The 26,310-nt window shown below is 62.7% G+C and carries 25 protein-coding genes and 1 pseudogene; 10 read left to right on the top strand and 16 right to left on the bottom strand.

The window, feature by feature from the left end; all coding sequences use genetic code 11:
• Positions 1 to 9 precede the first annotated feature (9 nt).
• Both AAIH46_RS03235 and AAIH46_RS03230 read right to left on the bottom strand, forming a co-directional pair.
• The gene (locus AAIH46_RS03235) at positions 10 to 912 is read right to left on the bottom strand and encodes a DMT family transporter (RefSeq protein WP_430304148.1); all 903 of its coding nucleotides are present in this window, start codon (positions 910 to 912) and stop codon (positions 10 to 12) included.
• 151 nt (positions 913 to 1,063) lie between these two features.
• Positions 1,064 to 1,393 (bottom strand): hypothetical protein, encoded by a 330-nt coding sequence (locus AAIH46_RS03230; RefSeq protein ID WP_430304147.1) that lies wholly within the window; start codon positions 1,391 to 1,393, stop codon positions 1,064 to 1,066.
• Positions 1,394 to 1,699: 306 nt separating this feature from the next.
• Between AAIH46_RS03230 and AAIH46_RS03225 the strand changes: the two genes are divergently transcribed.
• From AAIH46_RS03225 to AAIH46_RS03215, 3 genes are all read left to right on the top strand, one after another.
• Complete coding sequence (locus AAIH46_RS03225; protein ID WP_430304146.1) at positions 1,700 to 2,902, top strand: pyridoxal phosphate-dependent aminotransferase; 1,203 nt, start codon at positions 1,700 to 1,702, stop codon at positions 2,900 to 2,902.
• 94 nt (positions 2,903 to 2,996) lie between these two features.
• Positions 2,997 to 3,284 carry a type II toxin-antitoxin system Phd/YefM family antitoxin gene (locus AAIH46_RS03220; RefSeq protein ID WP_430304144.1) on the top strand — a complete coding sequence of 96 codons (288 nt, stop codon included), beginning with the start codon at positions 2,997 to 2,999 and terminating at the stop codon, positions 3,282 to 3,284.
• On the top strand, positions 3,281 to 3,667 hold the full coding sequence (locus AAIH46_RS03215) for a type II toxin-antitoxin system VapC family toxin (RefSeq protein ID WP_430304142.1): 387 nt from the start codon (positions 3,281 to 3,283) through the stop codon (positions 3,665 to 3,667). The genes AAIH46_RS03220 and AAIH46_RS03215 overlap by 4 nt, the downstream gene beginning before the upstream one ends.
• Before the next feature lie 67 nt (positions 3,668 to 3,734).
• Here AAIH46_RS03215 and AAIH46_RS03210 read toward each other — a convergent pair whose 3' ends face one another.
• Complete coding sequence (locus AAIH46_RS03210) at positions 3,735 to 4,961, bottom strand: PQQ-dependent sugar dehydrogenase (protein ID WP_430304140.1); 1,227 nt, start codon at positions 4,959 to 4,961, stop codon at positions 3,735 to 3,737.
• A gap of 213 nt (positions 4,962 to 5,174) precedes the next feature.
• Positions 5,175 to 6,278 carry a calcium:proton antiporter gene (locus AAIH46_RS03205; protein WP_430304138.1) on the bottom strand — a complete coding sequence of 368 codons (1,104 nt, stop codon included), beginning with the start codon at positions 6,276 to 6,278 and terminating at the stop codon, positions 5,175 to 5,177.
• A gap of 210 nt (positions 6,279 to 6,488) precedes the next feature.
• Between AAIH46_RS03205 and AAIH46_RS03200 the strand changes: the two genes are divergently transcribed.
• The gene (locus AAIH46_RS03200) at positions 6,489 to 6,758 is read left to right on the top strand and encodes a DUF2188 domain-containing protein (protein ID WP_430304135.1); all 270 of its coding nucleotides are present in this window, start codon (positions 6,489 to 6,491) and stop codon (positions 6,756 to 6,758) included.
• Between the two features lie 7 nt (positions 6,759 to 6,765).
• On the opposite strand, the gene AAIH46_RS03195 is transcribed toward AAIH46_RS03200, so the two are convergent.
• The 5 genes from AAIH46_RS03195 to trxB all read right to left on the bottom strand — a co-directional run bounded on the left by AAIH46_RS03195 (position 6,766) and on the right by trxB (position 11,790).
• The gene (locus tag AAIH46_RS03195) at positions 6,766 to 7,731 is read right to left on the bottom strand and encodes a sterol desaturase family protein (protein WP_430304132.1); all 966 of its coding nucleotides are present in this window, start codon (positions 7,729 to 7,731) and stop codon (positions 6,766 to 6,768) included.
• Between the two features lie 167 nt (positions 7,732 to 7,898).
• Positions 7,899 to 9,020, bottom strand: a complete 1,122-nt coding sequence (locus AAIH46_RS03190; protein WP_430304129.1) for an alkene reductase — start codon at positions 9,018 to 9,020, stop codon at positions 7,899 to 7,901.
• A 37-nt stretch (positions 9,021 to 9,057) separates the two neighbouring features.
• Positions 9,058 to 9,354 (bottom strand): ArsR/SmtB family transcription factor, encoded by a 297-nt coding sequence (locus AAIH46_RS03185; protein ID WP_430304126.1) that lies wholly within the window; start codon positions 9,352 to 9,354, stop codon positions 9,058 to 9,060.
• A gap of 556 nt (positions 9,355 to 9,910) precedes the next feature.
• Positions 9,911 to 10,813 (bottom strand): LysR family transcriptional regulator VtlR, encoded by a 903-nt coding sequence (locus AAIH46_RS03180; protein ID WP_430304124.1) that lies wholly within the window; start codon positions 10,811 to 10,813, stop codon positions 9,911 to 9,913.
• A 2-nt stretch (positions 10,814 to 10,815) separates the two neighbouring features.
• A complete protein-coding gene (trxB, locus tag AAIH46_RS03175) occupies positions 10,816 to 11,790 on the bottom strand; it encodes a thioredoxin-disulfide reductase (RefSeq protein ID WP_430304122.1) in 975 nt (324 codons plus the stop codon).
• A 242-nt stretch (positions 11,791 to 12,032) separates the two neighbouring features.
• Between trxB and AAIH46_RS03170 the strand changes: the two genes are divergently transcribed.
• Positions 12,033 to 12,500 carry an Lrp/AsnC family transcriptional regulator gene (locus tag AAIH46_RS03170; RefSeq protein ID WP_430304121.1) on the top strand — a complete coding sequence of 156 codons (468 nt, stop codon included), beginning with the start codon at positions 12,033 to 12,035 and terminating at the stop codon, positions 12,498 to 12,500.
• Between the two features lie 10 nt (positions 12,501 to 12,510).
• On the opposite strand, the gene AAIH46_RS03165 is transcribed toward AAIH46_RS03170, so the two are convergent.
• Genes AAIH46_RS03165 through greA form a run of 3 tightly spaced genes read right to left on the bottom strand, consistent with a single transcriptional unit; the run spans position 12,511 to position 14,926 of the window.
• Positions 12,511 to 13,356 (bottom strand): glycosyltransferase family 25 protein, encoded by an 846-nt coding sequence (locus tag AAIH46_RS03165; RefSeq protein ID WP_430304119.1) that lies wholly within the window; start codon positions 13,354 to 13,356, stop codon positions 12,511 to 12,513.
• A 15-nt stretch (positions 13,357 to 13,371) separates the two neighbouring features.
• Positions 13,372 to 14,427 (bottom strand): glycosyltransferase family 4 protein, encoded by a 1,056-nt coding sequence (locus AAIH46_RS03160; RefSeq protein ID WP_430304117.1) that lies wholly within the window; start codon positions 14,425 to 14,427, stop codon positions 13,372 to 13,374.
• Between the two features lie 22 nt (positions 14,428 to 14,449).
• Complete coding sequence (greA, locus tag AAIH46_RS03155; protein WP_430304115.1) at positions 14,450 to 14,926, bottom strand: transcription elongation factor GreA; 477 nt, start codon at positions 14,924 to 14,926, stop codon at positions 14,450 to 14,452.
• A 228-nt stretch (positions 14,927 to 15,154) separates the two neighbouring features.
• Between greA and AAIH46_RS03150 the strand changes: the two genes are divergently transcribed.
• Entirely contained in the window at positions 15,155 to 16,387 is a 1,233-nt protein-coding gene (locus tag AAIH46_RS03150) for a putative DNA modification/repair radical SAM protein (protein ID WP_430304982.1), read from the top strand.
• Positions 16,387 to 17,886 (top strand): UdgX family uracil-DNA binding protein, encoded by a 1,500-nt coding sequence (locus tag AAIH46_RS03145; protein ID WP_430304113.1) that lies wholly within the window; start codon positions 16,387 to 16,389, stop codon positions 17,884 to 17,886. The genes AAIH46_RS03150 and AAIH46_RS03145 overlap by 1 nt, the downstream gene beginning before the upstream one ends.
• Positions 17,887 to 17,913: 27 nt before the next feature.
• On the opposite strand, the gene AAIH46_RS03140 is transcribed toward AAIH46_RS03145, so the two are convergent.
• From AAIH46_RS03140 to carB, 4 genes and pseudogenes are all read right to left on the bottom strand, one after another.
• Positions 17,914 to 18,378 (bottom strand): SRPBCC domain-containing protein, encoded by a 465-nt coding sequence (locus AAIH46_RS03140; protein WP_430304111.1) that lies wholly within the window; start codon positions 18,376 to 18,378, stop codon positions 17,914 to 17,916.
• A 41-nt stretch (positions 18,379 to 18,419) separates the two neighbouring features.
• Positions 18,420 to 18,740, bottom strand: coding sequence for a HigA family addiction module antitoxin (locus tag AAIH46_RS03135; RefSeq protein ID WP_430304109.1), 321 nt, complete (start codon positions 18,738 to 18,740; stop codon positions 18,420 to 18,422).
• Positions 18,712 to 18,995, bottom strand: a pseudogene (locus AAIH46_RS03130) (type II toxin-antitoxin system RelE/ParE family toxin). The gene AAIH46_RS03135 and the pseudogene AAIH46_RS03130 overlap by 29 nt, the downstream one beginning before the upstream one ends.
• A 75-nt stretch (positions 18,996 to 19,070) precedes the next feature.
• A complete protein-coding gene (gene carB, locus AAIH46_RS03125) occupies positions 19,071 to 22,556 on the bottom strand; it encodes a carbamoyl-phosphate synthase large subunit (RefSeq protein WP_430304107.1) in 3,486 nt (1,161 codons plus the stop codon).
• A gap of 321 nt (positions 22,557 to 22,877) precedes the next feature.
• Here carB and AAIH46_RS03120 point away from each other — a divergent pair, with 321 nt between their 5' ends.
• The 3 genes from AAIH46_RS03120 (at position 22,878) to AAIH46_RS03110 (ending at position 26,146) form a co-directional block, all read left to right on the top strand.
• Positions 22,878 to 24,086, top strand: coding sequence for an MFS transporter (locus AAIH46_RS03120; RefSeq protein ID WP_430304105.1), 1,209 nt, complete (start codon positions 22,878 to 22,880; stop codon positions 24,084 to 24,086).
• Positions 24,087 to 24,185: 99 nt separating this feature from the next.
• Complete coding sequence (gene ypfJ, locus AAIH46_RS03115; protein WP_430304103.1) at positions 24,186 to 25,091, top strand: KPN_02809 family neutral zinc metallopeptidase; 906 nt, start codon at positions 24,186 to 24,188, stop codon at positions 25,089 to 25,091.
• A 134-nt stretch (positions 25,092 to 25,225) separates the two neighbouring features.
• Positions 25,226 to 26,146 carry a LysR substrate-binding domain-containing protein gene (locus AAIH46_RS03110; protein WP_430304101.1) on the top strand — a complete coding sequence of 307 codons (921 nt, stop codon included), beginning with the start codon at positions 25,226 to 25,228 and terminating at the stop codon, positions 26,144 to 26,146.
• Positions 26,147 to 26,310: the final 164 nt, after the last annotated feature.

Genomic DNA, 26,310 nt, shown 5'->3' with positions numbered 1-26,310 from the left:
TGCTGTCGTCTAAGCGCGCATCCGACGGCTGTTGTTTCGGCGCTTGAGAATTTCCGGCACCAGTTCGACGAGTAGCATCGCCATGAAGATCAGCCCGCAGCCAACATAGCCGGTCGCCGGAAGGCTCTCGCCCAGCAGGACAGCGCCGAAGAAGGCGCCGAACAAAGCTTCGGACGACAGGAAGATCGCCGCCTGGGGGGCGGTCGTGTAGCGCTGCCCGACGACCTGCAGGACGAAGGCCAGGCCTGAGGAGATCAGCCCGACATAGAGGATCTCCACGAGCGAGGCACGCACACTTTCGAGCGACAGCGGTTCAAGCAAGAGCCCGCCGGCCATTGCCAGCACGGCGCAGACGGCGAACTGGGTGGCCGACAGGGCGAGCGGCCGCGACGAGCGGGAAACGAAGTGGCCGGCGAGCAAGATCTGCATTGCCCAGAACACCGCACAGAGAATGCTCCAGAAGTCGCCCGTCGAGAGGCTGGAGACGCTCGCCCCGGCGAGCAGGAAGATGCCGAAGAGTGACAGCAGGGCAACCGGCCAGATGATCCAGTGCGGCGCCTTGCGGAAGACCAGGATGGAGAGGACCGGAACGAAGACAACGTAGAGACCGGTGAGGAAGCTGGAATTGGTAACGGTCGTCGTCATCAGCCCGATCTGCTGGGTGATGGCGCCGGCAAACAGCGCACAGCCGACAAGCGCGAAATCGATCATCTCGGCCGACGTCGGCGCCCGACCGATCCGTTTCTGTTCCATGAGGGCAAAGGGAAGAACTGCGGCTGCGGCGATGGCGAAACGCAGGCCGACAAACCAGAAGGGACCTATCCGGTCCATGGCGGTCGCCTGGGCGACGAAGCCGCCGCCCCAGATGGCCGCCGAGAGAAGAAGAACGAGGTTCGCCTGGACGCGGGTCATGCGGGGGATCCTGCGGGGAGAGCTGATCAGTCTGCAGGTTCGGCTCTAGCAGTCGTGCATTTCTACTTCAAGGCGTCTGATAAGGGGTGGTCGCGCTGCAGTGACGCCCGGGCAGGGCGCGATGTCATGACAGGAGGGCACTTTGAAGAGTTCAGGACTGGCTGATCCGCTTTCCATGGTTGCGGGTCCGATGACCTGCCGTGCCGCGAAAGCTCCAGAACCAGAGGCCGGCAGCGGCCATCGAGAAGACCACCGTCAGGACGCCGAAGAGCAGCCGGCTATCGGCGGACGGGCCGCCGTCGAGCAGCAATTGCGGTGCGATGACCTGCGAGATATGCGAGACGTCTTCGGCGCGGGCTGTGCCGGCAAGGGCGGTCATCATCACCACACAGGCGGCGACCGCCGTGACGGCGACCCAAAAGCCGGAGCTCGCACGGCAGCGGCCGATCCTTGCCGTGGCGTCTTCGTCGTCCAGAAACATGGTTGGCCCTCTCTCGTCTTCGGTAAGCTGAAAAGAGCGTTCGAAAGCGTCGCGACAAGGACGTGATTGAGGCAGTCAGCCGCAATTGTTGCGGCAAAAACAAGGCGCTGTTAACCTTGGTTAACCTGCAGCATCAGGCTGCGGCTTTGCGGATCTTGCCTATGTGAGGGGCAATGGCGACCATCTGCCTCAGAAAGCGCCGATGCGGGTAGCGATTGACCTTGAAACAGGGCTCGTCTTTCGACATAGAAACTTACGGCAAAGCCGAGCCGGCCTGCCGTTCAACAGCTTCAGGATCCCTCCATCATGGCCTTTCTCGCCGATGCACTTTCCCGCGTAAAGCCGTCCGCCACCATCGCCGTTTCGCAAAAAGCCCGCGAACTGAAAGCCAAGGGCCGCGACGTGATCGGGCTTGGCGCCGGCGAGCCGGACTTCGATACGCCGGACAACGTCAAGCAGGCGGCGATTGACGCCATCAACCGTGGCGAGACAAAGTACACGCCGGTTTCGGGCATCCCCGAGCTGCGCGAGGCGATCGCCAAGAAGTTCAAGCGCGAGAACAACCTTGACTACACCGCCGCTCAGACGATTGTCGGCACCGGTGGAAAGCAGATTCTTTTCAACGCCTTCATGGCGACGATGAACCCGGGCGATGAAGTGATCATCCCGGCTCCCTACTGGGTCTCCTATCCCGAAATGGTGGCCATCTGCGGTGGTACGCCGGTTGCCGTTCCGACGCGCCAGGAGAACAACTTCAAGCTGACCGCCGCCGAACTAGAAGCGGCCATCACGCCGAAGACCAAGTGGTTCCTGTTCAACTCGCCGTCCAATCCGACAGGCGCGGCCTATTCGCATGACGAATTGAAGGCGCTGACCGATGTTCTGCTGAAGCATCCGCATGTCTGGGTGCTGACCGACGACATGTACGAGCACCTCACCTTCGGCGACTTCAAGTTTGTGACGCCGGTGGAGGTGGAGCCGAAGCTCTATGATCGCACGCTGACCATGAACGGCGTTTCCAAGGCCTATGCGATGACCGGCTGGCGCATCGGCTATGCGGCAGGTCCGATCGAGTTGATCAAGGCGATGGACATGATCCAGGGACAACAGACGTCTGGCGCCTCCTCGATCGCGCAGTGGGCGGCCGTCGAGGCGCTCAACGGTCCGCAGGATTTCGTCGTCAAGAACAAGGCGATCTTCGAAGGCCGGCGCGATCTTGTCGTGTCGATGCTGAACCAGGCGAGCGGCATCACCTGCCCGAACCCGGAAGGCGCCTTCTACGTCTATCCGTCCTGCGCCGGCCTGATCGGCAAGACGGCGCCGTCGGGCAAGGTCATCGAGACGGATGAGGATTTCGTCACTGAACTGCTTGAGACCGAAGGCGTCGCCGTCGTCCACGGTTCGGCATTCGGGCTCGGCCCCAACTTCCGTATCTCCTACGCGACGTCGGAAGACCTGCTGGAAGAGGCGTGCCGCCGCATCCAGCGCTTCTGCGGCGCCTGCCGGTAAGCCACGCAGTCAAACAAATGATGAAGGGCTCGCCGGTGGCGGGCCTTTTTTGTTGCCGTTGACCGGCAGACGGGGCGGGATTACCTTCGGGACTATGAAAACCGTTTCGATCCGCGACGTGCATGAGCGTTTTGACGAGCTTGCCCAGGAAGTGGAGCAGGGAGCGACGGTGACCGTCATGCGGGACGGCAAGCCGCTGCTCGATCTCGTGCCGCATGTGGAGAAGCCACAAGCTGGTGAGCGCAAGGGCGGGATCGACTGGGAGGCCGGGCAGGCTTATCTCCGCTCAATCGGCGTCACCGACCCATTCCCCTACATTGCGGATGATTTCGATGATCCGCTGCCGGAAGATTTCCTGATCACACCGCTGCCGATTCGATGAGGCTGCTGCTCGATACACATATCGTTCTTGCATTTCTGCATCGCACCTTCGACGTTCAGTTTCCCAGATTTCATCGATATTTTGCCGCGAACCAGACGATCGGGTTCGTCAGTATCGCCAGCATATGGGAGATCGCGATCAAGTCGAAACTGGGCAAGCTTGAGATCGAGATGGCGCTCGCGGACATACCCGAAGCGCTGCGGGCTTCCGGCCTCTCGATCCTGACCATCGATTTCGCGCATGTTATTGCGACGGTTCATCCCGAACCGCCGACGCGTGACCCGTTCGACCGGTTGTTGCTGGCTCAATGCGACATCGAGGACCTGCGACTTCTGACGATCGATCGAGCGTTGGTCGATCATCGCCTTGCCTTCAGGCTGTAGCTCCGCTAGGGCGCGCTTCCGCCGACCGCGGAATTTGCTCCGCGATCGGCCATTGTTATGTTGTACGTCAGGCCTTGGTCAGCTTGATGATGGTCGATGCGCCACCGCCGCGCTGCTCGGTGACGGCATAGACGGCGCCGTCCGGCCCCACCTTCACGTCACGGATGCGCGCCTCGAGCGGCACGCGTTCCTCATGCGTCACGCGGTCGTTTTCCATGTGCAGCACGACGATGCCCTGGCTGACCAGTCCGCCAACCAGGAAAGCACCCTTCCATTCGGGAATGGCGTCGGCGTTATAATGCGCCATGCCGGAGGGGGCGATCACCGGATCCCAGTAGTAGACCGGCTGCTCCGTGTTCGCCATCCTGGTCACGCCGTTGCCGACCGGGCTGCCGCTGTATTCGACGCCGTAGGTGACTTCCGGCCAGCCGTAGTTCTTGCCGGGTTCGGGACGATTGAGTTCGTCGCCGCCTCGCGGACCGTGCTCAACGAGCCAGAAACGGCCCTGGCTGTCGACCGTCGACGACTGGACGTTGCGATGGCCGAGCGACCAGATCTCCGCCATTGCGCCGTCCTGGCTGACGAAGGGGTTGTCCGGCAGCGCCTTGCCCTGCTGGTCGATGCGGAACACCTTGCCGAGGCCACTTGCCAGGTCCTGGGCCTGTACCCGGGGTTCGGGGTCCGAACGCTCGCCGACTGTGACGTAGAGTTCGCCCGCCGGCCCGAAAGCGAGGCGCGAGCCGAAGTGTTTGTTGCCGTCATAGCTCGGCGTCTGGCGGAAGATGACCGTTACATCCTCCAGTTTGCCGCCGCCATCGCTGTCGGCCACCAGACGGGCCGAGGCGACCGAGGTGCCGTTGCCGTCTTCACGCTCTTCGGAGAAGGAGAAGAAGATCATGCCGGAGCTTTCGTAGTCCGGAGCGAGCGCCACATCGAGAAGACCGCCCTGGCCGCCGGCCAATACTTTCGGAACGCCATCGATCGCCGGTCCGGCCTGACCATCCTTGGACACGATATGCATGGCGCCCTGTTTGGCGGTGACCAGCATGCGGCTGTCCGGCAGGAACTCCATTGACCAGAGGTGCGGAAGATCCTTGGCAACCACCTGCGTCTCGATCTTCAGCATCTGCGGCGGTTGCGGCGCGCGCGTCTGGTTCTCGAAGGCAGGTTTCTGGTCCGGCGCATTCGGAGCCTTCGTCTCGGCAGGCTTCCCGGACGTCTGGGCGATGGCAGGGATGCCCGCAAGGCTGGCGGAAAGGATCGTGCCGGCAAGCACGAGGGTCAGGCGTTTCATGGTCTTCTCCCGGTCGTTGGCGCGCTCCAGGGGAGCGTTCGCTTGATCTGGCTGCGCAATGCCAAGGCATCGATGACAGCTGACATGGAGGATGTAGGGCGGCACGCTGCCTTTCGCCGATGACGGCGAGTTCAAGTTTGCTTTATCGCTCGGTGAGCGGCGGCATGCGTATGCACGGTTCGCGACATCGTGTCGGGCCGAAGGCAGGCAGCGCTACAGACCGAGCATGGTCAGCATGATGAATGTGGCGAAGAGGACAAAGTGGGTCATTCCCTCGATGGCGTTGGTCTCGCCGTCGTTGAGATTGATGGCCGCCGCGATCAGGGTAATCGTCACCATCACCGTCTGCACCGACGTCATTGCCATGACGAAAGGCTGGCCCGTGTAGAGCGCGATGCCCTCCATCACCGGCACGGTCAGGATGACCGTCGAGAGAGAGGCGCCCATGGCGATGTTGACGACTGCCTGCATGCGGTTGCGCAGCGCTGCCCGAAGGGCGGTCAGGATCTCAGGTGCCGCCGAGATACCGGCAACGACGACGGCCATCAGGGCCGGCGGCGCACCGCTCCCTGCCAGGCCCGTGCCCATGAAGGCGGACATGAACTCTGCGAGCGCGCCGATCAGCACCACGCCGATGAGGATCACAGTGATGGATTTCGCCGTCGAGCCCTCGGCGCCGTCCTGCGGAGCGTGGCCGCCCTCGGCTGGCGGCTTGGCCGCAGCGCGCGGGTAACTGTAGCTGAAGAAATAGCTGTGCGGGCCCACCTGCATGCGCAGGAACAGGGCGTAGAGCGCGATCATGGCGCAGATCGTGAAGGCCGAGTAGTAGTGCCAACGGTCCATCGGGATGAATTCCGGCACCACCATGGAGATACCCATGGCCGTCAGGATCATCACGCCATAGGTCTTGCCGGAATTGTCGTTGTAGGGCTGCTCGCCGTGCCGCAGGCCGCCAAGCAGGGCGGCAAGGCCAAGAATGCCGTTGATGTCGAGCATGACAGCCGAATAGATCGTGTCGCGCACGAGGGTCGGCGAATTGCTGTCGCTCATCAGGATGGCGAGGATGATCACCTCGACCGCCACCGCCGACAGCGTCAGGATCATCGTGCCGTAGGGATCGCCGACCTTGTGGGCAAGGATTTCGGCATGGTGGGCAACGCGCGTCGACACCAGCACGATGACGAGGATGAGCGCGACTGCCGCCAGCAGCGCTGCCGTCTTGCCGGCCTCCAGGATCGTGTGCTCGACGAGATAGGCGCCGATCGCCACCAGCAATGCGGCCAGAAGAAATTTTTCCTGCCTGATCAGTGATGGCATAGTAGGCTCATGCTCCCGGCTGTCGGAACGCATCTATGGCAGCGGGGCAGCCGATCAAGGAGGCAGGCGCCGTGGCTCAGGCCTTTCTTTGCGGTTCGACGTGAGTGAGGGCAATGCTCCGAGGGAACCCGGAGCGTGCATTGGGGCTTTCCCTGCGCGGGCAGTGTCCGCAGTATCAATGGAAGACATGAAATCCTGAAGGAGGAACTGATGGCCAAGGTTGTTTACAAGGTGGTTCAGCATGATGGCGGTTGGGCCTACCGGTTGGGAGATGTCTTCTCCGAGACCTTCCCGACGCATGACGAAGCGCTTCAGGCCGCACGCATCGTCGCGGCCGAACAGCAGGTCGGCGGTGATTCCGAAGAGATCAGCTGGCAGGACGCGGACGGTGTCTGGCACGTCGAGTATAGCGACGGCGGCGATCGTCCCGAGGCGGATGTGGAGGACGATCAGGCGGCCGCAGACCCTGCCGGGCGTTGACCCTCGCTCAGGCCGGAGGCGGTACGATCTTTCCGTCGTCCGGCACTGCGCCAGTTCGTTGGTCGGCATTCACCGGTAGGTTTTTGGGCGCTTTCCCGAGAATCTGCCGGGCGCCGCGCCGCGAAAACGGCTGGGCCAATTGCCCCAGGAAGCCCGGCGCCACACGGCCGCTGATGCCGATATCGGTCGACGAGGGACGGGGCGGATTGAAGTAGGTGCCGAAGATCTGGTCCCAGACGACGAGGTTTTCCCCGTAATTGGTGTTGCCCTCTGCCAGCACCCGCGAATGATGCCAGCGGTGCAGCCGCGGAGTGCTGAAGACGAAGTCGAACCAGCCAGTGCGAACGTCGAGATTGCAATGCGTCAGGAGGCCGATGAAGGCCGTGACCGCGCCGATCCAGAGAAACACCGGCAGTGGCGCACCGAGCAGATAGAGCGGGATCTGGCTGAGCGCGATCTTGAAGCCGGAATCGATGAAATGAAAGCGGCCGGTGTTGACCACCCACAGCCGGGCAACGCTGTGATGAAGGGCGTGAAACCGCCAGAAGAACAGGTTCTCGTGGGCGATGCGATGGGCGAGATACAGGCCCAGTTCGGCGATCACCAGGCCGAGCGCCACCTGCAGCAACATCGGCAGGCTATCCGGCCAGAGCTCGAAATGCGGTGCGGTGACCGGCTGCACGAGGATCGCCACACCCATCGGCAGCGACGCGCCGATTGCCGCCACGATCTGCACGGCGCCCTTGTTCAGCAGCGTATGGGCCACATTGTTGAAGGTTTCGCCGTCTCCCGCAAGCCATGACTTCTCGTAGGGCATCAGCCGCTCGGCAAACGCGATCAGCGTGACCTCGCACAGATAGACGACGTTGAACCAGAGAAGCGGTACCGAGGACTGGAAGGCGAGGTAGGCACCACAGAGGCCGGTCAAGAAGAAGAGCGGCCACAGCGCCCGTGAGACAAGAGAATAAAGCACGTGGCGTAACACTCCCTGAATCGGCCGGGGTCGGCCCGGTCCAGACTAGATGACCGGTCGGCCGCGGCAAGCGGAATTTCAGTGCATCTTCGACGGCACAGGGTCGCCGCGCAAAAGCGAAAGGGCCGGACGTTGGCCCGGCCCTTTCAAGAATGGCTCCGGAGTGGTTACTCCGCCGCTTCCAGCGTCGGATAGTCCGTGTAGCCTTCGGCACCGCCGCCGTAGAGCGTCTTCGGGTTGATCTCGTTCCAGGCTGCATCGTCCTTGATGCGGCGCACGAGGTCCGGGTTGGCGATGAACGGCCGGCCGAAGGAGACGAGATCTGCCCTGCCGCTTTCGACGGCCTGTTTCGCCGTGTCCGCCGTGTAGCCGTTGTTGAGCAGCCAGGCAGCCTTGCCGCCTGCCTTCACATAGGTGGCCTTGAACGCGTCATAGTCGAAGCTTGCGCCCGCATACTGATGATCGCGGGGGCCGCCGGTCGCACCCTCAATGACGTGGATGAAGGCGAGACCGCGTGTAGCCAGTTGTTCTACGACATAGTCGAACAGCGCCTGCGGATTGCTGTCGGTAATGTCGTTGGCTGGCGTTGTCGGCGACAGGCGGATGCCGGTCCTTCCGGCGCCGATGGCCTTGGCAACGGCATCGACGACTTCCAGCGTCAGACGCGCGCGGTTCTCGATCGAGCCGCCATAGGCGTCTGTGCGCTGGTTGGCGCCGTCCTTCAGGAACTGGTCGAGCAGGTAGCCGTTGGCGCCGTGGATCTCCACGCCATCGAAGCCGGCATCGACGGCCGCACGGGCAGCCTTGGCAAAGTCGTCGGCGATGCCCGGCAGTTCCGCCAATTCCAGTGCGCGCGGTTCGGACGTCTCGGCGAAGCCGCCGCTGCCGTCTTCGTTGATGATGTAGGTCTTCGACTTGGCAGCCACAGCCGACGGCGCGACCGGAGCGGCACCATCTTTCTGCAGCGACACATGCGAGATGCGGCCGACGTGCCAGAGTTGAGCGACGATGGCGCCGCCGCGGGCATGTACGGCATCGGTGATCTTCTTCCAGCCTTCGAGCGCTTCCGGCAGGTAGAGACCTGGCACGTCCGCATAGCCCTGGCCCTGCTGGGTCACCGCCGTGCCTTCAGAGACGATAAGGCCGGCCGTAGCGCGCTGTTCGTAGTAGACGACGTTGAGATCGTTGGGGACGGCGCGCGGCGAACGGTTGCGCGTCAGGGGTGCCATGACGATGCGGTTCTTGAGCTTGAGGTCGCCGAAGGTGACGGCGTCGAAAAGTGTCGGCATGGGATATCCTCTTTGCATTGACAGAGTGGGAGAGGGACTAGAGCGTCGTCCCGAGATGGTCGATGAAGGCGCGGATGGTGTCTTCGTCGCGATGGTAGAAGGTCCACTGGCCGACCCGGTTGAGCCGCACCAGCCCTGCCTTCTCGAGCGTGGAAAGATGTGCCGAGACTGTGGACTGCGACAGGCCGCAGCGCTTCTCGAACTGGTTGGCGCAGATGCCCATGTCGAGAGGATGCGCCTGCGTGGAGAAGTGCTCCTCGGGCGCCCGCATCCATTCCAGAAATTCGACGCGCATCGGGTGCGACAGCGCTTTCAAAATCTCGGTCTTGTCCATGGCCTCACCGTTGATCGCCTATGATCGATATGTAGATCGATGGAGGGCGATTTAAAGGGGTTGGCATTCGATGGGCAAAAAAAAGGCCGCCGGATCGCTCCGCGGCCTCAAGTGTGAAGGTCAAAGAACCTCCAGAGGGGAACAGCCAGAGCGGGCGACGAGGGGATGTCGCGAAGAGTGCGCTGGCTGAACTGGATATGGGTGGTTCCTGTCGCTCCGACAAGACCGAAACGCAGCGACCTGGAGAAATTCTGATGTCAGGTGAAATGGCAAAAAAAGAGGGCCACCGGATTTCTCCAGGGCCCTTTAAGTGTGAAGGTCAAAAAACCTCCAGAGGGGAACAGCTGCTGCGGTGGAACTGGGAGGAAAAGCCACCATGTGCATCAGCTGTGTGCGATATGGTTCTTTCTTGTGCAGGGAACAATCCGTTTTTGTGCAGGACAGCCATGCGGGTTACGCACGGCTTGGGTCGGAGCGCTCCATATTCCGGCGTAGCAGAGATGAAGCGCGTTGAAATTGTTGAACAAAGCGGGCCTCGCGCAGGGGCGATCGCGCCTCAGAAATTCCAGTTGCGGGCCTTGGCCACCACGAAGTCGCGGAAGACTTTCAGCTTGGCGGCGTTCTTCATCTCGTCGGGATAGCAGAAATAGGTGTCGAAGGACGGGATGTCGGCGTTGATGGCGAGCTGAATCAGTCCCGGATCGCGGCCGACGATATAGTCCGGCAGCACGGCAATGCCGATTCCCAGGAGGCAGGCGCGCTTGATCGACGTCTGGCTGTTGATCTGCAGATGCGGAAGGCGCGGATTGTCCGAGTTGCGGCCTGCATATTCCAGCCAGTTGACGTCGAGCAGGTAGTTGGGAGCCGGTTCACCGAAGGTGATGATCCGGTGCGTATCGAGATCCTCGATCGTCTGCGGCTCGCCGAACCGGTTGATGTAGGAGGGCGCCGCGTAGACGTGCATATGGACGGTAAACAGCTTGCGTTGGATAAGGTCGGACTGCTGCGGCTGGCGAAGGCGGATGGCGCAGTCGGCGTGACGCATGTTGACGTCCAGTTCCTCGTTGTCGAGGATCAGCTGGATCGACATTTCCGGATAGAGCTGCAGAAATTCCTGCACCTTGTCGGTCAGCCAGCCTTGGCCCAGCCCGACCGTCGTGGTGACGCGCAGCTTGCCGCTCGGCTTGTCGGTGGTCTCCGTCAGCTGCATCTTGACGGTTTCGAGCTTCAGCAGAACGTCATGCGCCGTGCGGTACAGAAGCTCGCCCTGCTCGGTGAGGATCAGGCCACGCGCGTGGCGGTGGAAGAGCTTGACGCCGACATCCTGCTCCAACGCGCTGACCTGACGGCTGATCGCCGATTGGGACAGGTGCAGCTTATCGGCGGCATGGGTGAAGGACCCGGCTTCCGCGGCGGCATGGAAGATGCGCAGCTTGTCCCAATCGAGCGGTACGACCATCGTTATTCCGCCGCTTCAGCGAGCGGCAGGATGCCGGCAAGGTAACGTTCCGCCTCGAGCGCCGCCATGCAGCCCATTCCAGCAGCGGTGATGGCCTGGCGGAACGTGTCGTCGGTCACGTCGCCGGCGGCGAACACGCCCGGCACATCGGTGGCCGTCGAATCCGGAGCCGTCCACAGATAGCCGCTCGGTTTCAGCTTCAGCTGGTCCTTGAACAGTTCGACGGCCGGCGCGTGACCGATGGCCACGAACACGCCGTCGATCGGACGTGCGCTGATCTCGCCGTTCACGGTGTCGCGCAGACGGACACCGGTGACAGACGGCGGCATCGGCGGCTTTGCCGGTTCGCCGGTGATTTCAGCAACCTCGGTATGCCACAGCACGTCGACGTTGGGGCGCTGGAACAGCCGTTCCTGGAGGATCTTCTCCGAGCGGAAGCTGTTGCGGCGGTGCACGACGGTGACCGACCTGGCGATATTGGAAAGATAGAGCGCTTCTTCAACAGCGGAGTTGCCGCCGCCGACGACGATGACATCCTTGTTGCGATAGAAGAACCCGTCGCAGGTGGCGCAGGCCGAGACGCCAAAGCCCTGGAAATGCTGCTCGCTTTCGATGCCGAGCCATTTTGCCTTGGCGCCGGTCGAGATGATCAGCGTGTCGGCGGTCCAGACCTGGCCGCTATCGGTGCGCACGGTGAAGGGGCGGCGGCTGGTGTCGACATCCGTCACCAGATCGTTGACGATCTCTGCACCCACGTGGCGCGCCTGGCCGAGCATCTGCTCCATCAGCCACGGACCCTGGATCGGATCGGCAAAGCCCGGATAATTTTCCACGTCGGTGGTGATCATCAGCTGGCCGCCCTGCTCCATGCCGGCGATCAGCACCGGCTTCAGCATGGCCCGGGCCGCATAGATAGCGGCGGTATAGCCGGCAGGGCCGGAGCCGATGATGAGGACCTGCGTGTGACGGGCTGACATGGGACGTTCCTTTCAGATGGCGATGAGAGGGTGGAGGCGTTCAACCGCAGCCGTTCCACCACACGCCTTTGACGCTCATTTATGATCGATCCATGCACCAATTCAAGATCAGCCGCGCAGTTGGCGTAACGCGAGGCCGGTTACGCACAACAATCCTGCGTAGGCGCGACATAATGTTGCGCGAATTGCTTGCCTTTGAGCGCCTTATCGGCAATAGCATGCCGAAACGACAAGGGTTGCCCGTGATCAAAGCCGAACTCGACGCCATCGACATCAAAATTCTCCGGGAACTGCAGCGCGATGGGCGAATGACGAATGTCGAACTCGCAGAACGCGTCGGCATCTCCGCCCCGCCGTGCCTCAGGCGCGTGCGCAAGCTGGAGGAGGCCGGCGTCATCGAGGGCTACGCAGCCATCCTCAACGCCCCGAAGCTCGGCTACGACCTCGTCGCCTTCTGCATCGTCGGACTGAAGCACCAGTCGGAGGCCAATCTGAAGGCATTCGCGGCGCTGGCGCAGAGCTGGCCGATCGTCCGCGAGGCCTGGATGGTCTCCGGCGACAGCGATTTTCTCCTTCGCTGCACGGCCGAGAACCTCAGCGGCTTCCAGGACTTCGTTATCGAGGTCCTGGCCGCCAACGAACATGTCGATACGGTCAAGACCATGCTGACGATCCGGCAGGTCAAGAAGCTGGGGCTGGTGGAAGTCTAGTCACACCCTGTCATGAGCCGTCCCGGACTGTCTCCATTCCGGCGAACGGGACTTTCAAGTTGCGGCGGTCAGCTAACGGGTTGAACGGCAGCCCGGCAAGGACAAAACCCGCCTGGGCGCCGAGCCGGCCAATCTCCCGTGACGCCTTCTCGAACAGCGTCCTTCTGCGCTTCTTCTTTTCCAGCGCCCAGGCCCGAACGATCTCGCCGCCAAGGCCAATCGACCCCATTGTCTCAAACTGGTCCTGAATGCAGAGGGCAGGTACCATCTGGTAGATCCGCAGCCGCGCAAAGAGCGGCGAGGCGGGATCGAAGATGACGTGATCAACCGCGCGGTCGCAGCGCCCCACATTGTGCAGGAGCATGCCGGCTGCCTCGGGTGTGATGATGTAGCCGGCTGCCCCCAGATGGGCGCTGCGCAGACGGGAAACGGTGACGCTGCGGGTTTTCAGGCCCGGCGCGACCGCAATCCCGCGACGAGATATGGCAACCGTCCTGCCGGTTGTTTCGATCTTGACGATATCAGCGTCGGCCGGCAGCCAGCAAAGGTCGGACAGCAGGTCGCGCGCGCCGTCCGCCAGGTGGATGTCATCCTCGAAAACGACGCCCGGCTCGCCGCTGTCTGCTATGCGGCGCCAGGCCTGTCTCTGGCTCATCAGGATGCCGACCTCGCCGACTGAGAGGATGAGGCTGCCGTCTGCATGCCGATGCGACCAGGCGGCCAAAGTCTCCGGGTCCAGACCGCGACCATCGACCGCGGGAATGCGCTCGAAGGCGAGCCTTTCGCTATCAAGCAGGCGCTGCATCCGCGCCATGCGATCGGCCGCCCGATCGAGATTGATCACGTAGAGGGTCATTTCGGTATTCGCTCGCTAACGTTCCAGGAGCGCGGCGTAAACGGCGCCGATTGCAGCAGCCTCGCGTTCGATCGAGAAGTTGGCCTGCATGTGGTCACGCGCGGCGGTCCCCTCGATGGCCGCAAGGCGCGTATCGCCCAGATAGGGGGCGATGGCCGCAACGAAGGCTTCAAGATCGCCGTGCGCGACCAGTCGTCCGGTCTGTCCCTCGAGGATCAGCTCCTCGAAAGCGCCGACGCGTGCCGCCACGACCGGGACACCGCTTGCCATCGCCTCGAGCGGCGTCAGCCCAAAACCTTCCCAGCGCTGCGGCGCGACGAACAGGTCGAGTGCCCGGTACCAGTCTTCGATGTTGCGATGCTCGCCGACGAACAGGATGCGCTCGGCGAGGCCTGCCTCAGCAACGCGCGCCTTCAGGTCATCCTCGAAACCCTTGTGCTTCGGCGTCGCGCGGCCGGCGATGACTGCCTTCCACTCCGGATGATCCGGCAGCAGTCTGATCATCGTGTCGACGAACAGGTCGGTGCCTTTCTGGTGGCGCACACGACCGAAGCAGCCGGCGTAGCGGAAGGCACTATCGAGACCGACGGCGACCCTGGCGGCCCGCTTGTCGGCTGCCGGATGAAACCGCTGCAGGTCGATGCCGTGCAGGATCACGTCGCTGTCGCGCTCGAGATAGGAGGCGGTGTTGCGGCAGACGGCGATGACACGGTCCATCTTCGAGATCAGCCACTTCGTCCAGCCGGTGTGGCGGCGCTGCGAGGCGGAGGTGAAGACGAGCTTCAGAGGCATGCGCAACACGTCACGCAGCAGGATCCCGGGAAGCATCTCGATGTTGCGGCGCGCGTGCCAGACGCGCACCGACCGACCCTGCGGCGGACGCCAGAGGCCTGCCAGCTGCGTGTAGCGCATGGAGGGCAGGTGAGGCGGCAGGCCGGGTCCGAGCGTCACGACCTTCTGCCCCAGCCGGTTCTGCACCGGCACGAGCTGGATGACCGTCGAGGTGACCCCCGACAGTCGCCGCTTGAAGTGCGGTGCGATAACCTCGACGTCGCTCAGATCTGAGGGCACGGTGGCTGCCTGCGATTGACGATCAGCCCCAGGTGACCTGGAGGATCTCGTAGGCCTTCGAGCCGCCCGGCGCGACGACTTCGATCGACTCGCCGGCTTCCTTGCCGATCATCGCGCGAGCGATGGGCGAGGAGATCGAGATGCGACCTTCCTTCACGTCGGCTTCCTGATCGCCGACGATCTGGTAGATCTTTTCCTCGTCGGTATCTTCATCGATCAGCTTGACCGTGGCACCGAACTTGATCTTGGAGCCGGACATCTTGCTGAGGTCGATGACTTCCGCACGGGTCGTCAGATCCTCGAGCTCGGTGATGCGGCCTTCGTTGTGGCTCTGGGCTTCCTTGGCGGCATGGTACTCAGCATTTTCCGACAGGTCGCCATGGGCGCGTGCCTCGGAAATGGCCTCGATGATGCGGGGACGTTCCTCCTGCTGGCGCCAGCGCAGCTCTTCCTGCAGCTTGGTAAAACCGGACGGCGTCATCGGTACCTTATCAACCATTTTCTTTTTTCCTCAGTCTCATGGCCGCAACCTGCGGCCACAAAAAGAAACAGGTCCCGGAGCAGAACCCCGGAACCATGCGACAACTCAAGTTCCGCGAAGCATAGCAGAATGACGACGCGGATGGCTAGGGAATTCGAAATAGGGCGGGCGCGGCCGCTTGCAAGATGGGTGTCATAGACAGCCGTCGCTTGACTCTTCTCGGCAGAACATTTAGTGAACGTACTAATGAAGAAGTCGCTCAAAGAACGTCTTGCGATCCTGTCCGATGCTGCGAAATACGATGCGTCCTGCGCATCGAGCGGCACGACCAAGCGACACTCCGCGGGCACGGGAGGGCTAGGCTCGACCGAGGGCTCAGGCATCTGCCATGCCTATGCGCCGGACGGCCGATGCATCTCGCTCCTGAAGATCCTGCTCACCAACTTCTGCATCTACGATTGCGCCTACTGCATCAACCGATCGTCCAGCAATGTCGAGCGCGCCCGGTTCACCCCAGACGAGGTGATCTGGCTGACGCTCGAATTCTATAGGCGCAACTACATCGAGGGCCTGTTCCTGTCGTCGGGCATCATCCGCTCGTCAGACCACACGATGGAGGAGATGGTGCGCATTGCCCGCGAGTTGCGGACGATCCACAATTTCCGCGGCTACATCCACCTGAAGACGATCCCGGAAGCCTCGGCGGCGCTGATCGAGGAGGCGGGGCTATACGCCGACCGACTGTCGATCAATATCGAGCTGCCGACCGACAACGGCATCGGCCAGTTCGCGCCGGAAAAGAAGCCCGACAACATTCGCCGGGCGATGGGCGAACTGCGGCTGAAGATCGAGGACGCCGCGGATGCCACGTTGCAGACCAAGCGACGGAAGACCTTCGTTCCGGCCGGCCAGAGCACCCAGATGATCGTTGGCGCCGACGGTGCTAGCGACGCGACCATCCTCGGCACGAGTGCGCGGCTCTATGGCAGCTACGGTCTAAAGCGCGTCTACTATTCCGCCTTCAGCCCGATCCCGGACGCCTCGTCGAAACTGCCGCTCGTCAAGCCGCCGCTGATGCGCGAACACCGCCTCTACCAGGCCGACTGGCTCTACCGCTTCTACGGCTTCGACATCGGCGAGATCACCTCGTCGTCGATCGACGGCAATCTCGATCTGGATCTCGATCCGAAGCTTGCCTGGGCACTCGGCCACCGCGAACAGTTCCCGGTCGACGTCAATCGCGCCGCGCGCGAGATGCTGCTGCGGGTGCCGGGCTTCGGCACCAAGACGGTGAAGTCGATCCTTTCGGCTCGGCGGTTCAAGAAGATGCGGCTGGAGGATCTGGGGCGGCTCGGCGTTTCGCTTCGCAAGGTGCAGCCGTTCATCCAGGCGGAAGGCTGGACGCCGCACCGGCTGATCGACCGGTCGGATCTGCGCTCGATGTTCGGGCCGAAGCCGGAACAGCTGTCGCTTTTCTGATGCAGACCATCGTTCTCAGAGGCCGCGGCGAGTTTACCGAATGGCGGGATGCGGCCCGCCGGCTGATGATGGCGAATGTCGAGCCGCAGGCGATCGACTGGCGCATCGAAGATGAGCGCGGCCGATTGACCGGTCTGGACGAAGCCGACGGCCAGCGCGCGCTGTCGGGCATTGGTGGCCCGGCGGATGCGCTCTTGCCGGCCACCGCTGCGGCGATCCATGTGCCGCCGGCCTTTATCGAACTGGCGGAGAGCGTCATCTGCCATTCGGAGCCGGCGCGCTTTGCTCTGCTCTACCGGCTGCTGTGGCGCATCCGCACGGAGCGCAACCTGCTGCAGATCGTCTCGGATGCCGATGTCATCGCCGCCCGGCGCCTGGAAAAGTCGGTCCGTCGCGACAGCCACAAGATGAAGGCATTCGTGCGCTTCAAGGAGGTCGCCTCGACCGACCCGACCGGCCGCCGTCGGTCGTTCTTCGCCTGGTTTGAACCCGATCACTACATCGTCGCGCGCATCGCGCCGTTCTTCCGGCGCCGTTTCTTCGACATGGACTGGGTCATCGCCACGCCGAAAGGGTCGGCCGCCTGGGACGGCGACGCACTGACCGTCACGGACGAGCCGGCCGTCAAGCCGGAGCTCACCGACGTCACCGACGATCTGTGGCGAATCTACTACGCCAACATCTTTAATCCCGCACGGCTGAAGGTGAAGGCGATGACCGCTGAGATGCCGAAGAAGTACTGGAAGAACCTGCCGGAAGCTGAACTCATTCCCGATCTCATCGCCAATGCCGAGGCCAAGGTTATCGAGATGGCGGAACGGGCAGCTTCCCAGCCGCCGGCTTTTCACGCGCGGGTCCAGGAACGTATCGCGGCAGATCTCGCCGACCCCGATGCGCCGCCTGCCGGAACGCTGGCGGCTCTGAAATTCGAGGCGCGCCGTTGCACGCTTTGCGACCTGCACTGCAAGGCGACGCAGACGGTGTTCGGCGAAGGCTCGGAACAGGCCGGCGTCATGTTCGTCGGCGAGCAGCCGGGTGACCAGGAGGATCTCGCCGGCCGGCCGTTTGTCGGTCCGGCGGGCAGGGTGTTCGACCAGGTGCTGAACGAGGTCGGCATAGACCGCGAAGGGCTCTACGTCACCAATGCCGTCAAGCATTTCAAATACGAACCGCGCGGCAAGAAGCGTATCCACCAGAAGCCGAACCAGAGCGAAATCCAGCAGTGCCGCTGGTGGCTGAAGCAGGAGGTTGATCTCGTGCAGCCGAAACTGGTCGTGGCGATGGGGGCGACGGCCTATTTCGCGCTGACAGACCAGAAGGATCGCCTGGAGGACGTGCGCGGTCGCCCGTTCGGCATGACGGAGGGCCGCAAGCTGTTCGTCACCGTCCACCCGTCCTATCTGCTGCGCATCCCGGATGCGGCGCGCAAGGCCCACGAGATGGACCGCTTCACGCGTGAGATGACGATGATTCGAGAGCTTGCCACAGCCCTTCAATGAGCCTGCGTCATTGTCGATGCGCTGGCTCTACGGTCGGACAGATTCCTCGGCCCGGGTCTGGAGGTGGGCCTCCAGCCGGTCGAAATTCTGCTCGTTGGCGAGTGCGATGAATTTTGCCAGCGCCGCGGTTTCCTCGGAAGCCTCCATCATCATCCGCCATGTCAGCCGGCTGATGTGATCGCTCACCGCTTCGAAGCGCATGTCCATGTCGAATTCGTGCACCGGACCGTGGTGGGTGTAGGTGACGTGTTCCGGTTCGACGATAGCGCCGAAGGTCGAGTGGTTGAGGAAGTCGGTTCCGTTGCTCGCCGTCATCGTGACCCGCCAGTTGCCACCCGGACGGAACTCGAAGTCGTGGATGACATTGGTAAAGCCGTCCGGCCCCCACCACTCAGCCAGTCGCGCCGGATCGGAGAAGGCGGAAAACAGTTCGTCGCGGTGAAAGGCGAAGACGCGGCTGCTGACGATTTCAACGTGATCCTGGATGGGCATAGGCGGGCTCGCAGAAACTGGACTCAATTGGAACAGATCAGTCATGCCGCGCGGGGGGTAATGGCGTCAAGTTCATCTGCAATGACACGTCGCCTCTCCATCAGGTCGTAATCAACCTGGAGACCGACAAAGTAACCCTCGCTCATACCAAAATATCGGGCTAGTCTCAGATCCGTGTCGGCCGTAATTGCTCTCTTGCCGAGCACGATCTCGTTGATCCGGCGGGGAGGAACACCAAGGGCGCGTGCCAATGCATTCTGGCTAATATTCAATGGTTCCATGAACTCGAGAGCCAGGATTTCGCCCGGTGTGGGATTGGGCAGCAGGTCCTGATCAATCGTGGTAGTCGATGATTCCAACATCGTCCGCTCCTCCATCTTTCCAAACGAAGCAGATACGCCACTGGACGTTGATGCGAATGCTGTACTGACCAGCGCGATCGCCTTGAGCGCTTCCAGCCGATTGCCTGGCGGGACCCTCAGATCCGACACCTCGCGCGATTGGTTGATCATGCGGAGCTTCCGCAGCGCAGCGGCTTGAATGTCGGTCGGAAGCTTTCGACTTCTTCGACCCTCCCAGATGCCTCGCGTCTCGCTGTCAACGAAGCTTCGTATCATGTCTCAAGCTAACAAAAAGCCGCCCATGACGCAAGGCGTTATGGGCGGCTTTCACTGATCTTCTTGATGAACAGTTCAGAAATAGCTCTGTAGCGGGCGGACTTCCAACTGGCCGTTCTTCAGCGCCTGGATGGCTTCGGCGGCGGCAAGCGCACCGGCCATCGTCGTGTAGTACGGCACCTTCTGCATCAGCGCCGCCCGACGCAGCGACTTGGAATCCGAGATCGCCTTGTTGCTGTCGGTCGTGTTGATGACGAGCTGCACCTGACGGTTGCGGATGGCGTCCTCGATATGCGGACGGCCTTCCAGAACCTTGTTGATCTTGATTGCCTCGATGCTGTTTTCCGCCAGGAAGCGCTGCGTTCCGCCGGTCGCCATGACCTTGAAGCCGATCTCGACGAGCAGCTTGATGGCCGGCAGTACGCGGTCCTTGTCTTCGTCGCGCACCGAGACGAACACCGTTCCGTCGCGCGGCAGCTCGACGCTGGCACCGAGCTGGCTCTTGGCGAAGGCCAGCGCAAAGTTGCTGTCGAGGCCGATGACTTCGCCGGTCGAGCGCATTTCCGGGCCGAGCAGCGTATCGACGCCTGGGAAGCGGGCGAACGGGAAGACGGCTTCCTTGACAGCGATGTGCTTCAGGTTGCGCGGATCCGGCTTTTCGCCGTAGGCGGCGATCGCCGCATCGAGCTTCTCGCCGGTCATGATGCGGGCGGCGATCTTGGCGATCGGCGCACCGATGGTCTTGGCGACGAAAGGCACCGTGCGCGACGCACGCGGATTGACCTCCAGCACGTAGATTACGCCGTCCTTGATGGCGTACTGGACGTTCATCAGGCCGCCGACGTTGAGCGCCTTGGCCATGGCGGCGGTCTGGCGCTCCAACTCGTCGAGCATCTCCGGGGAGAGCGAACGCGACGGCAGCGAGCAGGCGCTGTCGCCCGAGTGAATTCCGGCTTCTTCGATGTGCTCCATGATGCCGGACACGAAGACACTTTCGCCGTCGCAGAGTGCGTCGACATCCACCTCGATGGCATTGGTCAGGTAGCTGTCGAACAGCAGCGGGTTCTTGCCGAGCAGCGTGTTGATCTGGCCGGTCTTGTCGTTCGGGTAGCGCTGCTTGATGTCTTCCGGAACGAGGCCGGGGACGGTGTCCAGCAGGTAGCTCTGCAGCATGCTTTCATTGTGGATGATCTGCATGGCGCGACCGCCGAGAACATAGGAGGGGCGGACCACCAGCGGGAAGCCGATCTCCGTCGCCACCAGGCGTGCCTGCTCGACCGAATAGGCGATGCCGTTGTTCGGCTGCGTCAGGTCGAGCTTCATCAGCAGCTTCTGGAAGCGATCGCGGTCTTCGGCAAGATCGATCATGTCCGGCGCGGTGCCGAGGATCGGGATGCCGTTCTTCTCCAGCGCCTCGGCGAGCTTCAGCGGCGTCTGGCCGCCGAACTGCACGATGACGCCGATGACTTCGCCCTTTTCCTGCTCGGCGCGCAGGATCTCGATGACGTCTTCCGCCGTCAGCGGTTCAAAGTACAGGCGATCGGAGGTGTCGTAATCCGTCGAGACGGTTTCCGGATTGCAGTTGATCATGATCGCTTCGAAGCCGGCATCCTTCAGCGCGAAGGCAGCATGGCAGCAGCAGTAGTCGAACTCGATGCCCTGGCCGATACGGTTCGGGCCGCCGCCGAGGATGACCACTTTCTTGCGGTCCGAGACTTCGGCTTCCGAGCGCAGCTGGCCGACGAAAGGCGTCTCATAGGTCGAGTACATGTAGGCCGTCGGAGACGCAAACTCGGCAGCGCAGGTATCGATCCGCTTGAAGACGGGGCGAACGTTGAGCGAGTTGCGCAGCTCCGCCACTTCCTTCGGACGCTTCTTGCTGAGGCTTGCAAGGCGGGCGTCGGAAAAGCCCATGGCCTTCAGCGTGCGCAGGTTCTCGGCATCGGTCGGCAGGCCGTGCTCGCGGACGCGCTCTTCCATGTCGACGATCGCCTTGAACTGGGCGATGAACCACGGGTCGATCTTGCAGGCCTCGTGAACTTCGGCTTCCGACAGGCCGAAGCGTAGCGCCTGGGCGACCTGGCGCAGACGATCCGGGGTCGGCGTGCCGATTGCCGCACGGATTGCGTTCTTCGAGCCTTCGCCCTCTTCCATGCCGGGGATCTCGATCTCGTCGAGGCCGGTCAGGCCGGTTTCAAGACCGCGCAGCGCCTTCTGCAGCGATTCGGCAAAGGTGCGGCCGATTGCCATGACTTCGCCGACCGACTTCATGGCGGTGGTCAGCACCGGCGAGGCGCCCGGGAACTTTTCGAAGGCGAAACGCGGGATCTTGGTGACGACGTAATCGATCGACGGTTCGAACGATGCAGGCGTGGCGCCGCCGGTGATGTCGTTGTCGAGTTCGTCGAGCGTGTAGCCGACGGCGAGCTTGGCGGCGACCTTGGCGATAGGGAAGCCGGTGGCCTTGGATGCGAGAGCGGACGAGCGCGAGACGCGCGGGTTCATCTCGATGACGACGAGGCGACCGTCCTTCGGGTTGACGGCGAACTGCACGTTCGAGCCGCCTGTCTCGACGCCGATTTCGCGCAGCACGGCGATTGAGGCGTTGCGCATCATCTGGTATTCTTTGTCGGTCAGCGTCAGGGCCGGAGCGACGGTGATCGAGTCCCCTGTATGGACGCCCATCGGATCGATGTTTTCAATCGAGCAGATGATGATGCAGTTGTCCGCCGTGTCGCGGACCACTTCCATCTCGTATTCCTTCCAGCCGAGCACCGATTCTTCGATCAGCACTTCGGTGGTCGGCGAGGCATCAAGCCCGCCGCTGATGATCTCGAAGAACTCCGAGCGGTTGTAGGCGATGCCGCCGCCGGTTCCGCCCATGGTGAAGGACGGGCGGATGATGGCGGGCAGGCCGACGACGTCGATCGCCTGGGCGGCAATCGCCATCGCGTGGCTGATGTAGCGCTGCTTGCGATCCGTCTCGCCGAGGTTCCAGGTGTTTTCCAGGGCGTCGAGCGCCTTGTCGAGGTCGGCGCCGGCGAGCGTCTCCTTGAGCTTGTTGCGCTCGGCTTCGTGGGTCTTGCGGTCGGCGTCCTTGATGTCGGTGGCATTGGCCAGCATCGACTTCGGGGTTTCGAGGCCGATGCGCGACATGGCTTCGCGGAACAGCGCGCGGTCTTCGGCCATGTCGATGGCGGCCGGCTTGGCGCCGATCATCTCGACATTGTAGCGGTCGAGCACGCCCATGCGCTTGAGCGACAGCGCCGTGTTGAGCGCCGTCTGGCCACCCATGGTCGGCAGCAGCGCGTCAGGGCGTTCCTTGGCGATGATCTTGGCGACGACTTCCGGCGTGATCGGCTCGACGTAGGTTGCGTCGGCCAGGCCCGGGTCGGTCATGATTGTTGCGGGATTGGAGTTGACCAGGATGACCCGGTAGCCCTCTTCCTTCAAGGCCTTGCAGGCCTGCGTTCCGGAATAGTCGAACTCGCATGCCTGGCCAATAACGATCGGACCTGCGCCGATGATGAGGATCGATTTCAGGTCTTGGCGCTTTGGCATGGTATTCTTCCGCTTTTTTTCCTGCGCGAAAAGCCGGCACGGTGAAGAGGTCACCGGTCGGGTCGCGCGATCTATAGTCATTTCAGGCTAGACGCGGCTTATAGGCAAATCTTGCCCGCTACGGAACCCCATAATTTGCCTAATCGACAGGAAATCACGGAGGTGTCGCATCCGGGCGCGACGAAATCTGCCAACCGTACCGGATCGCGCCCAGCCGTCATGGACAGGTTCGGCCGTCGGGTCTAGAGCTTCGCAAATACAACCTGCCGCACGGCCATTCATGATGACGACCGTTGGCGCGCAAGCAGGCGGAGCGACCACATGGCCGATGCGACGACGAAACCCTTGGCTGCAGCTGCGGAAGTGACGGTGCTGCCGATCATCCTCGCAGTCAGCTTCTGCCACATGCTGAACGACATCATGCAGTCGATGATCGCAGCCATCTACCCGATGCTGAAGACCGACTACGCGCTGGACTTCTGGCAGATCGGCATCCTGACGCTGGCATTCCAGTGCACGGCCTCGCTGCTGCAGCCGGTGATCGGCATCATCACCGACAAGAAACCCTATCCATACTCGCTGCCGGTCGGCATGGGATCCACCTTCATCGGGCTTTTCATGCTCGCCGGAGCGCATTCCTACATGATGCTGGTGGTTGCCGCCTCGCTGATCGGTATCGGCTCGGCCGTCTTCCATCCGGAATCGTCGCGTGTCGCCCGGCTGGCATCCGGCGGACGTTTCGGCTTTGCCCAGTCGGTCTTCCAGGTCGGCGGCAATTTCGGCCAGGCGATCGGCCCGTTGCTGGCGGCCTTCATCATCGTCCCGAACGGCCAGTGGAGCGTCGCCTGGTTTTCGGTGATCGCCATGCTCGGCATCCTCGTGCTGTCCTGGGTGGCGCGTTGGTACAAGGCGCACATGCTGGCCAACAAGGGCCGCAAGCGGGTGCTGAACGCGCATAACCTGTCCCGGCGCACGGTGACGATCGCGCTCGTGGTGCTGGCGCTGCTGACCTTTTCCAAGAACATCTACATGGCGTCGATCGGCAGCTACTACACCTTCTTCGTCATCGATCGCTTCGGCGTCAGCGTCCAGCAGTCGCAGGTCATGCTGTTCATCTTCCTCGGGGCGGTGGCGCTGGGGACGGTGGTTGGCGGACCGATCGGCGACAAGTTCGGCTCCAAGGTGGTCATCTGGTTCTCGATCCTCGGCGTGCTGCCGTTCACGCTCGCCATGCCCTATGCCAACCTGCCGATGACGATTGCCCTGTCGGCGATCGTCGGCTTCATCATCGCCTCGTCCTTCCCGGCGATCGTGGTGCTGGCGCAGGAACTGGTTCCGGGACGGGTCGGAATGATCGCCGGCATCTTCTTCGGGCTCGCCTTCGGCATCGGCGGCATTGCTGCAGCCGTGCTCGGGATCTTTGCCGACCGTTACGGGATCAGCTTCGTCTACACGATCTGCTCCTTCCTGCCGGCTCTCGGCCTGCTGACGGTTTTCCTGCCGGGTCGCAAGGAGTTGCGGGTCGCCTGAGACGGCGCTTGCCTTTATCTCGTTGTCCACGGATCGCCTTTCCGTCAGCCGCGTTATACGGCCGCATCAAGAAGATGCAGCCTCAGAGGGAGATGGCAGATGGAATGGAGAGGGCGCCGGCAATCAGACAATGTCGATGACCAGCGCGGCGCCGGGGGCGGATCCTTCGGCGGTCGCGGATTCAGGATCCCGATCGGCGGCGGTGGCCGCGGCGGCGGGATCGGCATCGGCGGAATCGTGCTGATCCTGATCGTCTGCGCGGTGCTCGGCATCAACCCGCTGACGCTGTTGTCCGGCGGGGACATAGCTCCCACCGATGGAACGCCAAGCCAGCAGCAGACGACGCGTCCGGCGGCCGATGACGAGATGACCGCGTTCGTGCGCACCGTGCTTGCGGAAACCGAAGACACCTGGAACACGGTGTTCACCGCCAACGGCCAGCAATACCGCGAGCCGACGATGGTTCTGTTCTCCGGCCAGGCCCGCTCGGCCTGCGGCTTTGCCTCTTCGGCAAGCGGCCCCTTCTATTGCCCCGGCGACCAGAAGGTCTATCTCGACACGGATTTCTTCCGCGAACTTTCCAGCCGCTTCGGTGCCTCTGGCGATTTCGCCGAGGCCTACGTGATCGCCCACGAGGTCGGCCACCACGTGCAGAACCTGATCGGCGTCCTGCCCAAGTTCAACCAGATGCGCCAGTCGATGAACGAGACCGAGGCGAACCGCATGTCGGTGCGCGTCGAGTTGCAGGCGGACTGCTTTGCCGGCGTGTGGGGCAAGTCGACGGAACAGCGCGGCATCCTGGAGCAGGGCGACCTGCAGGAGGCACTGCAGGCTGCCCAGCAGATTGGCGATGACACGCTGCAGAAACGCAGCCAGGGCTATGTCGTGCCGGAGAGTTTTAACCACGGCACCTCGGCGCAGCGTGTGCGCTGGTTCCAGAAGGGCTTTACGAGCGGCGACATGAAGACCTGCGATACGTTCTCGCCGAACTATCAGCAGCTCTAGCCAACTGGGAGGCAGCGGATCGGCTGCTGACGACACGGTCGGGTCTTTGGATCCGACCGTCTGACCACTTCTACTGTATCAACGGCTGTGCGATAATCAGGGACAACACGCCTTCTCTGTCCGGATTATCGTACATGCCTGACGTTCCCCTCGACGAACTCGATGCCTTTGCCGCGATCGCCCGGCAACAAAGCTTCAGGGCTGCGGCACGGTTGCGTGGCGTGTCGGCGTCGGCACTTTCCGATTCGATGCGCAGGCTGGAGGCCCGCCTCGGGGTGCGCCTTCTTAACAGAACCACGCGCAGCGTCTCGCCGACCGAAGCCGGCGAGCGGCTCCTGGAACGGCTTCGACCGGGGCTGGCGGAAATCGAGGCGGCGCTCGATGGCATCAACGACTTTCGGGACACGCCGGTCGGCCGGCTGCGGCTGAACGTGCCGGGCATCGTCGCGCGCGCCATCCTGCCGGACATTGCCGCCAACTTCCTGAAGACCTATCCCGGCATCATGCTCGATGTGTCGACCAACGATGCGCTGATCGATGTGATCGGCGAGGGCTTCGATGCCGGCGTTCGCTACGAGGAGTCTCTGCAGCCGGACATGATCGCCGTGCCCATCGGTCCGCGCACGCAGCGCTATGTCGCGGCCGCCGCACCCGCTTATATCGCCGAGCATGGCGCGCCGCTTCATCCGCGGGATCTGCTGCAGCACCAGTGCATCCTGCACCGCTTCTCCGGCGGTGGGGCGCTGGCCTGGCCATTCGAGGAGAATGGCCGCGAGTTCACCATTCTGCCGCCCAGCCGGCTGATTGGCGAAACGCCCGACATGGAGGTGGCGATCGCCTGCCACGGCATCGGCATCATCTTCACCTTCGAGGATTTTCTGGCGCCGGCTCTCGCCTCGGGTGCGCTGGTGCCGGTGCTAGAAGACTGGTGGCAGACGTTCCCCGGACCTTTCCTCTATTACAACAGCCGCCGGCAGATGCCCCAGCCACTGAAGGCGTTCGTCGATTTTCTGCGCAATGAACGGCGGCTGCTTGACCGCGAGATGCCGGCCTGAAGCCATCCGAAAGCGCGGCTTGGCCTGTCCGGTCCTGCCTCGCGCCTCCGGCACGACGACAGGCGCCGGAGCGCCGAGATCTTTGCCCTCGGCCTCATCGATCAGCGATGGTGATCGATCCAGCAAATCTTCTTCTGGTGGCGCAAAGCGCCTTGCCTGAAAGT

It is taken from the genome of Rhizobium sp. 0TCS1.26, from assembly GCF_050455525.1.
Lineage (GTDB): Bacteria > Pseudomonadota > Alphaproteobacteria > Rhizobiales > Rhizobiaceae > Neorhizobium.
The sequence above is the reverse complement of the archived record's forward strand: the minus strand, read 5'-3'. Positions and strand labels throughout refer to the sequence as shown.

What these genes read in the sequence shown, in the direction of transcription:
- AAIH46_RS03210 (WP_430304140.1), bottom strand. Translation starts at nt 4,961, where the DNA reads ATGAAACGCCTGACCCTCGTGCTTGCCGGCACGATCCTTTCCGCCAGC.
- AAIH46_RS03200 (WP_430304135.1), top strand. Translation starts at nt 6,489, where the DNA reads ATGGCCAAGGTTGTTTACAAGGTGGTTCAGCATGATGGCGGTTGGGCC.
- AAIH46_RS03205 (WP_430304138.1), bottom strand. Translation starts at nt 6,278, where the DNA reads ATGCCATCACTGATCAGGCAGGAAAAATTTCTTCTGGCCGCATTGCTG.
- AAIH46_RS03215 (WP_430304142.1), top strand. Translation starts at nt 3,281, where the DNA reads ATGAGGCTGCTGCTCGATACACATATCGTTCTTGCATTTCTGCATCGC.
- carB (WP_430304107.1), bottom strand. Translation starts at nt 22,556, where the DNA reads ATGCCAAAGCGCCAAGACCTGAAATCGATCCTCATCATCGGCGCAGGT.
- AAIH46_RS03225 (WP_430304146.1), top strand. Translation starts at nt 1,700, where the DNA reads ATGGCCTTTCTCGCCGATGCACTTTCCCGCGTAAAGCCGTCCGCCACC.
- AAIH46_RS03120 (WP_430304105.1), top strand. Translation starts at nt 22,878, where the DNA reads ATGGCCGATGCGACGACGAAACCCTTGGCTGCAGCTGCGGAAGTGACG.
- AAIH46_RS03235 (WP_430304148.1), bottom strand. Translation starts at nt 912, where the DNA reads ATGACCCGCGTCCAGGCGAACCTCGTTCTTCTTCTCTCGGCGGCCATC.
- AAIH46_RS03150 (WP_430304982.1), top strand. Translation starts at nt 15,155, where the DNA reads ATGAAGAAGTCGCTCAAAGAACGTCTTGCGATCCTGTCCGATGCTGCG.
- AAIH46_RS03140 (WP_430304111.1), bottom strand. Translation starts at nt 18,378, where the DNA reads ATGCCCATCCAGGATCACGTTGAAATCGTCAGCAGCCGCGTCTTCGCC.
- AAIH46_RS03220 (WP_430304144.1), top strand. Translation starts at nt 2,997, where the DNA reads ATGAAAACCGTTTCGATCCGCGACGTGCATGAGCGTTTTGACGAGCTT.
- AAIH46_RS03135 (WP_430304109.1), bottom strand. Translation starts at nt 18,740, where the DNA reads ATGTTGGAATCATCGACTACCACGATTGATCAGGACCTGCTGCCCAAT.
- AAIH46_RS03185 (WP_430304126.1), bottom strand. Translation starts at nt 9,354, where the DNA reads ATGGACAAGACCGAGATTTTGAAAGCGCTGTCGCACCCGATGCGCGTC.
- AAIH46_RS03145 (WP_430304113.1), top strand. Translation starts at nt 16,387, where the DNA reads ATGCAGACCATCGTTCTCAGAGGCCGCGGCGAGTTTACCGAATGGCGG.
- AAIH46_RS03180 (WP_430304124.1), bottom strand. Translation starts at nt 10,813, where the DNA reads ATGGTCGTACCGCTCGATTGGGACAAGCTGCGCATCTTCCATGCCGCC.
- AAIH46_RS03110 (WP_430304101.1), top strand. Translation starts at nt 25,226, where the DNA reads ATGCCTGACGTTCCCCTCGACGAACTCGATGCCTTTGCCGCGATCGCC.
- AAIH46_RS03165 (WP_430304119.1), bottom strand. Translation starts at nt 13,356, where the DNA reads ATGACCCTCTACGTGATCAATCTCGATCGGGCGGCCGATCGCATGGCG.
- greA (WP_430304115.1), bottom strand. Translation starts at nt 14,926, where the DNA reads ATGGTTGATAAGGTACCGATGACGCCGTCCGGTTTTACCAAGCTGCAG.
- AAIH46_RS03230 (WP_430304147.1), bottom strand. Translation starts at nt 1,393, where the DNA reads ATGTTTCTGGACGACGAAGACGCCACGGCAAGGATCGGCCGCTGCCGT.
- trxB (WP_430304122.1), bottom strand. Translation starts at nt 11,790, where the DNA reads ATGTCAGCCCGTCACACGCAGGTCCTCATCATCGGCTCCGGCCCTGCC.
- ypfJ (WP_430304103.1), top strand. Translation starts at nt 24,186, where the DNA reads ATGGAATGGAGAGGGCGCCGGCAATCAGACAATGTCGATGACCAGCGC.
- AAIH46_RS03190 (WP_430304129.1), bottom strand. Translation starts at nt 9,020, where the DNA reads ATGCCGACACTTTTCGACGCCGTCACCTTCGGCGACCTCAAGCTCAAG.